Source organism: Gracilibacillus orientalis, from assembly GCF_900114645.1.
GTDB lineage: Bacteria > Bacillota > Bacilli > Bacillales > Amphibacillaceae > Gracilibacillus > Gracilibacillus orientalis.
On record NZ_FOTR01000002.1, the window covers coordinates 496,609 to 510,866 of the forward strand.

The window sequence follows — 14,258 nt, forward strand, 5'->3', positions numbered from 1 at the left end:
AAACACTTCTATCTCAATTCATCATCCAATGGTATAATCACTTGATCCAATGCCATCCTCCACTGACGCTTCATTCCTGGTCCGTATTTCAACGGTTTAGCATCAGGGTTTACAGCTTTATATTTATCAAAATCCCTGCTGTTAAGGATGTCACTGATATTTGGAATAGGATCCATTCCAATTACATATTGAATGGCAGATAATTGCAGTGTATCTTTTTCTACAAACCATGTATGTGCAAAGTCTTCTATTGCAGCATTTTTTTCATTCGTAAAGAATGTTCTTTTTACGATAAAAATATCTTCATCTTCATCTACTTCTTTATTATCTATTGCATCTAAAATGGCGCGATACACATCCTTAACGATTTCTGCTTTTTCTAGCTTTTGAAGTGCATTTTCAATATCGTCGCGGATATTCTCATTATTAGCTGAGTACGTTTCTAATAATTTATTTATATAGGTTGCATCGATATCGTAAATCTTAGCAGCATTTTCACCATGGAATTCAATATCTGAGAAATCAACTTCTGGTTCACCTGATTCCTCATCATCCATTAATGATCCTTTCACCGTGTTATATACGCCTACAGATTCCTCTATCATCATAACTTGATCTTTAAGCGTATTTTCATCGTTGTATTCATTATACGTTACGAGCGCTTCATAAGAATTATTTAATTCCTGAAATGCCTTTACAAATTCAACACGCGTTTCAATTGGGGTGTGTTCATTTATATTTTCAATATTAGTTGTAATCGTCAGTAATTCTTTATGCGCCTTTTTGAAACGTTTCTTTGAATCCTCGTACGTTGGATAGATCAACGTAGATTCTGTGCTTTCATCTGAATAGACCTTAGTTGCTTCTTGCACATTTTGCTCCATGGTGTATGGTTTTCTAAAGGTAACGATTAAGCCCTTTGTCTTTTCCGGGTATGTTCGATTGGTTCGGGAAAAGGCCTGAATCAGATTAGCATAACTTAAATTCCGATCAACAAAAAGTGTTTGAACAGTCGGTGCATCAAAGCCTGTTAATAAACGTTCCACAACAATGACAAGATCAATTTGTTTACCAAACTCTTTAAATTCTGCTTTCTTTTGAGCCAATCGGTTATTAATATCGCCATTATAACGTTCCATACTTTCCAAGGACCAAGCTGTATTATAATAATCATTATAGTCCTTCATAATTTGTTTCATTTCGGCTTGATTCTCTGTCGCATGACCTTCATTTTCTTCTAATGAATACGTGATCGCAATTCGAGGAAAATTCGGATCCTCAATGGAACGACCTTTTCTCATCGGGTGATTAGGAAATTCACCCCGCAGCCAATCTGGATCTTTTGTCATTTCTTTAATAGCATGGTAATAACGCTTCGCCATATCAATCGAACTCGTTGTAAGAATAACAGATTTTTGTGGCCGACCATTTTGAAAATCGAATTTCATATAAGCGTTATCTGGACGGAATATTTTACGAATCACTTTTTGAATATGATCATCTCTTTCAAAAGAAGCATTGTCGATATACTTTTCCTTCTCGATGCCATTCATTTGATCAATCACATCATTTACTTTTATATCTGTTGCATTCGCATACTTTTCACTTTGACGGAGTTGATCATAAATATGATTATTTAAGGATGTCGGTCCAATGGTATCCTCGTGCTCTACTTGGAAGCCTAAAACCGCATGGTCTTCTAGCGCATTTTTAATGGTATAGGTATGTAAAACATCTCCATATTGGTCACGAGTCGTACGTGCTAATTGCCCTTGCGCCTGCTTTTTATTAACATTAAAAATGGGTGTTCCTGTAAAGCCAAACCAAGTGGAATTTGGAAAGAAATCTTTCATCCTCTCCATTCCTTCTGCACTTAAAGCACGGTGACATTCATCCACGATAAAAACGATATGTTGTCCTAGTAGCTTTTTAAAGCGCTGTGTACCTTTATTCTCTTCTGCCTTTTGTGCGTAACGTAATGCAGAGTCTAACTTTTGACGCGTCGTAATGATGACTGCATTTGTATTGGCATCAGATAGTAACGTACTACTTAACTCTTTTGCGCTTCCAGTACCAACTATTAAACTGTTAGATCTTGCGTTACCAGAAGTTATACCGGTATTATATTCCGAAGCAAACTTGGTAAATTCTGAGGTCGTTTGGTTATCCAAGTCTTTACGGTCGATAAGCATAATCGTCCGATCGATACCTGGTTTTTGAGCTAATAATTTGGTAGATACAAAACTCGTTAATGTTTTCCCAGAGCCAGTTGCATGCCAAACAAACCCAGACTTATGCTGCATCGCAGATTTATATAAGGATTGGATGGCATGTATCTGGTAAGGTTGCAAAACCATTAAAGTTTTATTATCCTGGTCTTCACTCACAATGGTATAATCAGCAATTAACCGATGAGCATCCGGAATATTTAAGACCTGTTTCACAAATTCATAGAGATTTTCTACTTTTTGATTGTCTGTCGTTCGCCAACTAAATAGAAATTTTCGATGCATATTTTTCGGCATCGCATTTGCAAAATAGCGTGTCGTCTGTTCATTAGAAACAACGAATAGTTGTAACGTTGAAAAGATGTTCCCACGATACATCCCTTCTTCTGCATATTTCTTAATCTGATTAAATGCTTGAAAGACACCATCTTTGGCACTTGCTTGTTTTAACTCAATTTGAACGATTGGTAAACCGTTAATTAAGAGCGTCACATCAAAACGGCGATCCCTATCATCCACATTTGTTTTTTGCTTTGATATTTGGTGAACGACTTCATATGTAGAGATCCCGCCCCCAATGTCACGATTTGAATATAACATCAATGACATCGGTCCTAATGACGTGTTTTCTCTTTCAATGGTAATACGAGCAATGCCATTTTCCCCCTTGAGCCATTTAGCAGCATCAAAGGGGGTTTTTGTTTTCAGCAATAGTTCAGTTTTAATCGTATCAAACTCTTTATCTGTAATCGGATGTTCGCCAATTTCAGAAAGATTGTTTTGGGTTAGTTTTTGACGCAAGTTATTCCAGAGGTCCTCTTCCGACTTTAAGTCCGGGCGATAATTCCATTGATTATACCCGTCCCCCAATACTTCTATGAGCCGACGTTCGACTTCAGCTTCATTGTTATGGGATAGCTTTGTCATGGTCTCCTCCTTTCTATTGCTTAGACAAACATTTTTTGTAAGAAAGCTTTTTTGGTTTGTTTTAGAGTGTCTAGTTCTTGTTCGTGTAAAGCAATTGTATCGTCTAGTTGTTTGAAAAAGTTACCGATTTTGGTTTGTTCAGACAATTCCGGAATATTTATTGTTAATTTTTCTAAGTCCCCAAGATATACTCCGGCTTGTGCAGACATAGATGCTGACTGCACCAGTTGTTTTTGAACATAACATGAATCGATTGTTGACTTTAGGAAATTCTGGTTTATATCTTCATTCCCACGAATAATTGCAACTGAGCGCTGAAAGGCTATTTTAGAAGTGAATTCCGTATACAAAGCTGTTTGGCCAATAGTCCCAACAATTGTAATTAATAGATCTTCATTCATCAACTTATAATTTTTAAAAATTGAATTGTAATCATCAGCTGATATTTTTCTATCAACCAATTCATCGATAATTATCTGTCCATTCTTAATATTTTTTGCACTGAGTAAGAATGCACCTTTCCCATTTTTATGTGTTCCATGTGTTCCATCTTTTAGTAAATCAACAATATCTTTCAACTTATGCTCTTCCCAATTTCCAGTAAATGACGGAAAACGGATCTCAGGCACGGACTCTCCTTCTTTTGGAAACATTTTTTGCAAGAATCCCTGTTTTGTTTGTTTAAGAGTGTCTAATTCTTGCTGATGAAGAGCGATGGTGTTATCAAGTTGATTTAGAAGCTCTCCAATTTTCTTTTGTTCTTCTAATGATTGAGGGACTTTTACTTTTAATTGAGAGAGTGATTTTTGACTGACTCCTTTAGCAGTACCTCCACTTGATAGAGAAGATAATTCATTAAACACTTTGGGTGAACGAAGTAACACGCTAAGAAAGTCATCAATTATTTTGTTCTCATCGACATTAAATGCTATAGTTCTTTGACTAAGAATATATCCCTTATTATCAGGTACTTGAGCTACATTTCCCATAGGTGCTTCTGTCGTAAATAATACTTGACCTTGTTTTAATTCCTTCCTCCCCATCCATTTTTGATATAATTCTTCATCACCATAATGAGCATCTGCGGAAGGATCTATGTAACCATCCTTTACATTTAGGGCAGATAGAGCTAAATAACCACTGTCACTCCATTCTAGCCCGAGCTTTTTCGGAGTTCTACCTCTAAAATCTACGATACTTTTTATGTTATCGAAGAACTTACGTTGTTCCCAATCTCCACTAAAGTCAGAAAACCTAAGGTCTGGTGTTTGCTTATTTTTCACTATTAAACACCTCTAATGCACCTTTAATCCATTCTTCATTTTCTTTATCATATTGTAAAGAAGAAATAGTTTCATATAAGCTAGATTCGAGTTCTGCTTTATCTTTTTTTATGTCTTGAATGGATGAACCAAGTGCTGCCATATCCACTGGCTCTTCTTCTTCAAACGTATCAATATAGCGTGAGATATTCAAATTAAAATCATTTTCTTTGATTTCCTCGAAAGAGGCTAAGTGAGCATATTTCTCCAAATTTTCTCGTTTTTTATACGTTTCGACAACCTTATCAATATTTTCTTTCGTAAGTTTATTTTGTTTCTTTCCTTTTTCAAATTCTTTACTAGCATCAATAAAAAACACATCACGATTATTACGGTTTTTCTTTAGAATAATAACAGTGGTTGGAATGGATGTTCCAAAGAATAAGTTGCCTGGCACACCAATAACTGCATCAATACTTCCGTCTTCCAGTAATTTTTTACGAATTACACCTTCTGCAGCCCCGCGGAACAATACACCATGTGGTAAGACAATTGCCATTGTGCCCGAATCTTTCAAATGATAGAAACCATGTAACAGAAAGGAAAAATCTGCTTTTGATTTCGGAGCCAACTTACCGTAACGATTAAAACGGGAATCGTCTAAAAACGTTTGATCTGCTGACCATTTTGCTGAATAAGGTGGATTCATCAATACGGAATCAAACGTATAAGGCTCGTCCGTTGGCCAATCTTTATTCAATGTATCCCCATTACGCACACGCATATCTTCTTTTCTTACACCATGCAAGATTAAGTTCATTTTTGCTAAGTTATATGTAGTTGTATTCAGTTCCTGTCCGTGATACTTTATACTTTCTGGATGGTTATTATAGTTTCGTACATTCAGCATCAAAGAACCTGATCCCATCGTTGGATCATAAACACTAAATAACTTTCTATCCTCTTGGCCAATTGCCACAATTTGAGCCATCATGTCTGACACTTTACTTGGCGTATAGAATTCACCAGCTTTTTTTCCAGCTTCAGAAGCGAATTCTCCTATTAAATATTCATAAGCATCGCCGATCACATCACCATCATGTTCGATAACATCAATCTCACTTAACTTCTTTAGAACGTCGGAGATGGTAATGTTTCGTTGTTGATCGTCTGAACCGAGTTTTTTGGAAGTCAAATCTACATCATCAAACAAGCCACTAAATTGATCGTATTTCGTGGACAAATCAATAAATGCTTTATTTAAATCATTCAATTGAAAGGTATTTTGTTTCGCTTGATCAGCTAATACATTAAATAAGTAATCAGGCTCCATATGATGTCCTAATGTATCGACTAATGTTTCAATCAAGTCATGTTTTACATCTTCATCTGCTAATAAATCCCGATATAAGTGAGTTTGTTTTTCTTGTGTGTTGTATTCTTCTGGTGATTCATCTGCTAGTTCCACCACTTTCACTAATAACTTATCCGATAAATACTTATAGAAAATCAATCCTAGTAAATAATCTTTGTATTCTGATGCATCCATTTTACTGCGCAAGCTATCTGCGGCACTAAATAGTTTTGCATTTAAATTCGACATAATATTTCCGCACCTTTCTATTGTTGTTCTCGTTGCATATGTAATAAATATATCAAATTTAGGGTGAAATAGATATTATTGAGGATGAAAATAAGACATGGTCCCCTTGAAATTATAAAAATTATGTTAATCTCCATCTTACGTTGTGTATGAAAACATTCAAATAAGGAGTCATAGAAATGGTACCTGCCACTACCGAAATATGTCGAAACTGACAAAATTCGAATAGTGACAAGCGCTAGAGGTTTTTGAACAGTATCGTTGTTCTGTTCACCAAAAAAAAGACAGGAACAATATCAATAGTGAATAGTTAATACAGAAAAACTACATATCTTGCTGTTCAGCTTAATAGAAAAACCTCACTTAATTATGATACGGTTGTGTATCATAATTAAGTGGTATCTGATTTAATCATTGAAGCGAGTTCTATTCAACTAATCAGTAATTTGACGATTATCACCACCATGAGACTCTCCTTTGCTACCAAACAAATGAGGGTAATCAAACGAATTATATCATGCAATTTATTTCTTTCAATTTTTCTTTACAACACATTCTCAATGTAATATTAATATCAGTCATCTAAACTCTGGTTTATCATTTTATTGATTTCGATGAAATCATTTTGGAGCATTGTTGAGAAGTCTTGTCCCATAGTTTTATTCAAGAAATCCAAAAATTCACCGACCCCATCAGATATTTTTCCGATCCGCCGAATAGCCCCATTTAGTTCCAATGTAGAGGTATAATGAGCTTGTAGTTCGTTCAAACGTTCAATGTAATCTTCTAGTTTGCTTGTCCAATATTTAATATAGTCAAACCTTTGTGCACCATATATTTTCGGAACTAAATTATCTCTAGCTGGCTGATTATGAAATAGTTTTAAATCACATTCACTTGAAATTATAAAAGCAAGCCTTTGATGGTATTCTGGATCTCTCATAAGTTCAATTATTTCGTACATACAAGCTTCAGATTTAAGGTAACTATCCGATATTAACGATATAATCACATCATTTTCTTTTATAGTTTCCATGAATTTGTCAATATTATCCCTGTATTGTAATTGAGTATCTCTGCTAATCAGAACTTTCGGACCGTAAGTTTTATTGATATTTTCTTCAACAATATCAGCCAATTCTGAGACTAGATGATTATAAGAAATGAATATTTTAACTGGCTTAATCTCTTGCATTCTATTATGATACTCGCTATAGAATGTATATAAAATATTATGGCATTTTACTCCTAATACCTTTTGCTGCACGTCAATCTGTAAAATTGATTTATCTTTTACTTTCGTTTCCATGATATTAAATCGGTCAAAACCATTAAGTATCTTTACTAAATCTTGCATTTTGGGAATATCAAACGCATTTCCTTTCACATGTAATTTACAACCATCATCGTAAATGCCAAAAAGAAGCGTGCCACCCGCTGAATTTGCTAACGCCGAAATCATCTTTGCAATTGTATCTTTATCCTCTCCTGGGTGTATATAACGTATATTTCCTCTTTGAGGATTTTCTAATAATTCATCGAAATCAATACTCATTATTATTCTCCTAATATATATTTTTCAAAGGAATTACTGAAATATTCGTCGTTTTCAGTATATCTCCAAGAGTTATTTGTTTTACGACTGAACCGTTATCTGTCCACAACTCATAAAAATTACTATCTAAAACACTCAATTCTTTATCTTCATGAAAAATAATTTTATCGTCATCACTTGGGCGTATTACGATGAAGATTTCATTTTCATTTTTCTTTGCTTTAAAAACTGTCGGTGATAATTTTTTTGTTTCCCATTCCTGTAAAGTCTCAGGTATATCATAATTAGGATTGTCATGTAATTGCTGAAAAACATTTCTAGTTGATCGATTAATTAGCTCGTCTATTTTTTGTTTGCTATAAAAGGAATGCTTATAGATGTGATGAAGTTGCTGCTTTACTTCGTCAGAAAGCTCTTCAGAAGATTTTTGAAGCTCTCTCATTAAGTTTTCGTTTGAGAAAATAGCGTTTATACTATCTACAGATACATTTCTTTCTGAAATTATATCTCCAAGTTGATTCAAATCATCAACAAATTTTTTCGATCTCAGTTTTGCTCTTTCTTCATATAGATTCGGAAATAATTTTTCACACTCCGTTGGCAACTTAGCAAATAGACTCAGAAGACTAGCAAACAGGCTTTCTGTTTCAGTCGTTCGATTATCCGCCTTCTCTTTAGATAATAAAGAGTGTGTATAGCTGGAGATTATTTCTGCAATATCTTTATTTGAGAATTTCGGTATAAAAGTTTCTATTTTTTCAGGAACAGTTATCCCAGGATAAACAAACCTTGTTTCTATTGAATAATCTACCATAGCTAGTATTTTCCTCAAATCTGGTAAAATATTGTCACCCAGAATTAATTCTCTTGGCTGACAAAAAGTCCCTTCAGTATTAGGTACAACTACTTTATCAAAATCTTTATTATACATATCACACAGTAACTGATAATACTCATTAAGCCATTCGATTGTTTTTGTTCCACCAAACCATTCTTTAAAATCATCAAGCGATTTATCTATGAGCTGTTTCTTTATAACATCATCTAAATCAATATCATTATTGATTACATCCCTCCAACCATCAGCAGATAGAAATGTTGGTATGGTCAAATTAGGAATTTCGGAAAAAAGAGTCCAAACTTCCTTCTTAAACTCTTCTCTTTGTGTTCTAGGAACAAAGATCTGGACATTTCCTTTAGAATCATTAATTGGAAGAAGAGTTCCTTGATTCGTCTCGACCATATTTTTGCTCATGATAATCGTATCTAATTGTTTTTTTAAATTAATCCTGTACTCAGACATTTGTTTTCGATCAAACTTACACAGATAATAATTATTCATTTGTGGTTGATTTGAAAAATGTTCCAGTACGACATTAAATTGATTTATTGCCTTTTGAATTATAGCAATATTTGATGGATCAGCTTCAAAAATTCCATTTCGATCGATCGCAACATTAAACTTATCTGAGTTTAAAACAACAGGAAAAGGATAATCCTCAGAACCGATTAATGGAAAGTCACAGTACAATCTAGTAACAGTTTCTGGAATTTCATCAAAATTCCAGAAACCATCATTAACAAGTAAAGGAAACGCGATTGAACCGCCCTCAAAATTCGAGTTAAATATAAAAGTCTGATCTCCTGTATGTACTTCCCTAATCGTTACGATATTAGAATTTGGGATATTTGGATACGGTACTCGTTTGCATACTTCAAGTATTTTTCCATTGTAAGTAATAGATTTAATTTTTCCATTAAAATTCATCAGATAATAAAGATGCGCTCCTAGGCTTTCAATTCCTTTGTTAATTGAATCAATAGAATTACCTTGTTCCGGCGAACTAGTCAAATCATAAGTAAAAGTTGTAATATTTCTTTCTTCACAAGAAGTATCTGTTTTACTAATAACATTTTCAATAAGTTGAATATTACTTTCGACTGATTGCCTAATTTCTTCCCTTGTTTGCCCCGAGCGATCCAAGTTAAGCACAAAAGGATTTCCATTATCTTCCATAAAGCTAGCGATACTAATCTGAGGTGCAAGTAATGTAGTTGTTATAAATCCAGTCCCAAATTGACCGGTAGTACTATCGTCAGATTGTTTACTAGAGATTTGCGTCACCATACTCCATAAATTCTCCTCATTGAATCCCTTACCGTTGTGTGAAAAGGTTAGAATAGATTTACCATTAAAGGTAATCGTTATATCAACCTGTTCACCATCTCTACAACAATCACAAGCATTTTGGATTAATTCCCAAACCCATCTTCGTCGTAATCTATTTTGGTCTTCTTTACTAGATTTCTTGAGCTTTTCAAGTTCATTGAAAATTGTCCCTGCAGCTGAATTCTTGAGCATATTATCTTTGATTATTTGGCTCTGCATTTTCTTAATCGTCTCCAATACATATACTTTTCTTTATTCTATCAGAGTATTGTTCTTTAAATAGCTATAAAATCAAAAAATAATGGAAGCACTAGCAGAAGCTTCGCTTATTCATTCTGATACAATTCATTTTAAAATGTTCGGATTCTTAAATAATAAATTCATGACTTAAACTCATTAGTTACCATAGATATTATAGAATTAGTCAAACAAGCACCAGAAAGATACGTTTACTATGCACCACTTATTGAAGCGGTAAAAAACTCCTTAACCATATTTGCTTTACTTCGGTAAGTTTAACCAGGAATGAATATGTCTCTATAACTCAATCTTCTTGAATGTGCTATTAAAGAAGATATAAATTTAAACAGTTATCATACATTTAAAAATACGATTTGATAATTTTTCGATAATACAATGTTGGCACTCAAGTGGCCACTGAAATAAGTTTATGTAACAACCACACTTGATATAATCCCCATGATAGCAGTAACTAGAATTCGCCGTTTCACAAGTTCTTACTTACCAATTAATAAATGGTGCCTGTCACTACACGAAATATGTCGAAATTGACAAAAACCGGGTAGTGACAGGCCCAGAAGTTATTGAGGCTGGATATTAGAGCCACCAACATAAAACTTGTTTAAATACATTTTCTAGGTCACCATTGTGTCTGAAATCTCTCCACATCACCAATTAAAAACTCAGATTGTTCTGCATTAATAAAGTTTTCTGTTCTTGTTTGAAATCTTTTAGAGCTAGATGTCAAGAATAAAGCCTTTTTTGCCCGTGTAACACCTACATAGTGTAAATTTAATGAGTCAACATATGCTTCTAAATCTTCTTTCACAATCCAGTCATACACGGGTAAAATGAACTGATACAAATCTAAATGAACTACAACATCAAACTCCATTCCTTTCGACTTATGAAGATTCATTAACTGAACTTCTTCGTCTTTTGCAGGAATAAAATCATTTAATAAACTCTTATTCTTTAATAAATATTCAAGGTTCTCTATTGCGCTTTGATTACTCAAATCGGGATAAATATAAGCTGTAATTTCACTAAATAAATACAGTAATCTATTCATTTCAGTTATTGCTTCGCTTCTGAATTTATTCAGTTTCCTTTTAAATTGATTAACTAATTTTGAAACCTCTTTGATGATAAAACGGTGACTACTAATCTCTCTGTCAAAGTAATCGTTTATAAAGTTATAAACTGTATGCTTTTTGTCAAATGCAACTTCTAGTAATTTAGATAAGAGTGCGTTACATGGTGATTTGTCTTGGTCTAATATAGATTTTTTATAAAACTTATGCGGAATATCGATATGTTCCAAAAACTTTGCCAATGTTATATCCTTTGTTGCAAGAATTCCAATGGAAGAATTCTTCTCTATACCAAACATTTGCTTAATCTCTTCCATTTGGTGTTCAAACCAACGTCCAATATCACATTCTGTTCCATCAACAAATAATTTGTAAACTCTGTTTTCACTACCAATCGGCTTTTCATCATACCCTAATAACTTCCTGCTATACAAATCAATAGAAGGATGACAACGATGATTTATATCCATTGGGAAATTGATAAAGTTGGCATTAGTTAATAATTCTTTTAGAAACTCTGAACTTTTACTAGCAAATCTAAAGATAGATTGGTTTATATCGCCAATTCCCCAACATTTAACCCCAATTTCTGATATACGTAAAAACAAATAATATTGGTCTTTTCCTGAGTCCTGAAATTCATCAATAAATAAATACTTGAATCGAGATTTAAAGTATTTTCTACACGCTTTTGAACTCAAAAAAATAATATTGGAAATAGAGCTTATCAGTCTTATATCAAATATACCTTCTTTAAATTTTCTAGAAATAAAATCAAAATGGTTCCTATCAATTTCATTAATTGGAATAATATTATCTTTGTCTAATTTTTCAACCGAAACACTTTTATAACGTTCCACTACTTTATTAACATCACTTATTATCCTATTTACATAAGTATCATTACTACTATCTAATTTATCAATCACAATATTTTGTTGCTGCAATCCAAAAAATCGTTTACCAAAAGGAATAATAATGTTTCCAATATAAAAAGAGTCAATTGTTCCAAAAAATGAGTTATTAACCTTTAGACCAAGATTATAAGTTTTTTGTTTAAGCTCGTTACTTGCTTTGTTTGTATAAGAGATAGCAGCTATTCCCTCAAACCAGCGTAATCCTTCAGAAACACTACGAATTTTGTGAGCAATTGTTGAGGTTTTTCCACTTCCCGGACCAGCAATTACAACACAGTTTTCGTCGCAATCCAGAATATCTTGTTGTTGTATTGTCGGCTTATACATGGCGTAATTCCTCAATTGTTTCTTTACATTTGAATAGAGGTTCGGCAAGCTCATTATCCCTAATATTAGACAAACCTTCTATATATTCTTGTACAAAGTGGAACATAAAGGTTGACTTCTTCTTTTTCATGGCTTCAAGAACTTCTTCATCTTCATAATCATCATCTAACGGCATATTAAAATATCCCCTTATTTTTTCAGTTATTATTTCAGATGAGAAGTACAAGTCTTCTTCCAAACCTCTTTCGGCAATAAAAATATTATGATTTTTTAATTCTTCATAGTAACTGTCATACATCTTGATACGGTGTTCGTCATCTGCTGAAGGAATCTCCTTTAACTGTCCTGTATTCTGCATTATTTGTTCTAATTGACTCATATCAATTTCTGGATTTAAGTCTTTTCTAAGCACCGCAAAATCAAGTGCTCTTTGAATTCCAGCAAGTCTATATACTTCTTTTGGTTCTTGTTTCTTCCTGGTAACTTTAAAATAATCGTTGTCAGTTCTTACAAACCAATGGATATCTAATATTTCAAATAGTTCTATGTAGCGTTTGAACCCAACACCTTCTACAGAAAGAATGCTTATGTTTAACCTATCTAAATCAATTACCAGTTGCTTAGCTAGTGCTTTATAAAAAATCACTTCAGAAGAGCCTTCAACTAATAATACACAATCGCTAAAATAAACTTCTGAAGAAATTACATTTAACCTAAACTCCAAATTCTTTACTTTCTCAGCTATTTCGCCAGAAGTCCCTCCTTTTGCTGCTATTGTTGATTTATCTTTAGATGTGTATAGCCTGACAATAGAGGTGGGGTTAAAATCTGTTGCGATTGATGGAGCATGAGTTGTCAATATCACTTGGGTTTTTAAATGATGAACTAAATACTCAGAAAGCTTTCTTTGTTGATGTGGATGTAGGTGCGCTTCTGGTTCTTCTATACAAAAAATTGAGACTTCTTCAACCTGGTCTTCATCACTTTGTAATTCATTCATTGCTGCCCACAATGCAATAAATGCTTGATTTTTCCTCCCATCCCCGCCAACTTGTATAGACTGTTCGTTAATATATGATAATAGTTGTACCTTTTTAAATAAATCTTTACTTTTAGGAGTATCAATACCAAGCTTTATTTCTTGGGAGATATGGTGCTCTGCAAGGTTATTTAATTCCTTGCTCAAACGTGTTCCTGCAGATTGAATATAAGATAAACTACCTATTTCATTTTGAACATCATTCATTAAGTCCACTACTTTGTCCAAATTTTTATCGTCTGTAGATATTTGCTCTTTAGTTCTGTTACTTTTTAATGCTTCTAGCAACCTATTTTTTTCACTTCTTAAAAAGTTATTTACATTGCGACTAGCTCCAACATATTTAAGGTTCAATACTTTTAGGTAGTGCCTTCCATGAAGTTCTTCAAGTAAATCCAAGGAAGGTCCAGCCTTAATGGTGTAATCCTTGGCTCCCCCTTCAATATTCCTAGTTGCAAAATAGCCCAGATACATACTATTGTTTTCATCATCAATGTATTGTCCTAACTTTGCATTTATACAGTCTTCAGCAATATCATTAAAATACAACAACACTTCAAATGAGTCACAATCAGAAAATGCACAGAAATCTTCATCAGCAGGTTCAATATCATTGTCTGATAAGCTTTTATCTAGTAATATTCTTATTGCATCGATTAGATTAGTTTTCCCTACATCATTTGCACCGATAATAAGAGATTTTTGGTTTAGTGTTATCTCGGCTTCAGTATAGTTTCGGAAATTTTTTAAGATGACTTTTTCTAAATTCACAGGTATTCTCCTCTCTTCAAATACATTCCCAGTTTCTATTTAAAATTCTACCAAAATATTTGAATTTTTTTATGTGGATACAATAATTTTCAAATAAATTTGTATGACTAATATTATTATACTAC

7 protein-coding genes are annotated in these 14,258 nt (G+C 33.4%); all 7 read right to left on the reverse strand.

Going from position 1 to position 14,258, the window contains the following annotated elements; all coding sequences use genetic code 11:
- Positions 1-8: 8 nt before the first annotated feature.
- Positions 9-3,155, reverse strand: a complete 3,147-nt coding sequence (locus BM121_RS05790; RefSeq protein ID WP_091482296.1) for a type I restriction endonuclease subunit R — start codon at positions 3,153-3,155, stop codon at positions 9-11.
- Between the two features lie 20 nt (positions 3,156-3,175).
- Entirely contained in the window at positions 3,176-4,438 is a 1,263-nt protein-coding gene (locus BM121_RS05795; RefSeq protein ID WP_091482299.1) for a restriction endonuclease subunit S, read from the reverse strand.
- Positions 4,428-6,020 carry a type I restriction-modification system subunit M gene (locus tag BM121_RS05800; RefSeq protein WP_091482301.1) on the reverse strand — a complete coding sequence of 531 codons (1,593 nt, stop codon included), beginning with the start codon at positions 6,018-6,020 and terminating at the stop codon, positions 4,428-4,430. The genes BM121_RS05795 and BM121_RS05800 overlap by 11 nt, the downstream gene beginning before the upstream one ends.
- Before the next feature lie 574 nt (positions 6,021-6,594).
- Positions 6,595-7,575: an RNA-binding domain-containing protein gene (locus BM121_RS05805; protein ID WP_091482303.1), complete on the reverse strand. Its 981-nt coding sequence runs from the start codon at positions 7,573-7,575 to the stop codon at positions 6,595-6,597.
- Positions 7,576-7,585: 10 nt separating this feature from the next.
- A complete protein-coding gene (locus BM121_RS05810) occupies positions 7,586-9,964 on the reverse strand; it encodes an ATP-binding protein (protein WP_091482305.1) in 2,379 nt (792 codons plus the stop codon).
- Between the two features lie 661 nt (positions 9,965-10,625).
- A complete protein-coding gene (locus tag BM121_RS05815) occupies positions 10,626-12,323 on the reverse strand; it encodes a UvrD-helicase domain-containing protein (protein ID WP_175495337.1) in 1,698 nt (565 codons plus the stop codon).
- The gene (locus BM121_RS05820; RefSeq protein WP_175495338.1) at positions 12,316-14,133 is read right to left on the reverse strand and encodes an ATP-dependent nuclease; all 1,818 of its coding nucleotides are present in this window, start codon (positions 14,131-14,133) and stop codon (positions 12,316-12,318) included. The genes BM121_RS05815 and BM121_RS05820 overlap by 8 nt, the downstream gene beginning before the upstream one ends.
- Between the last annotated feature and the right edge of the window lie 125 nt (positions 14,134-14,258).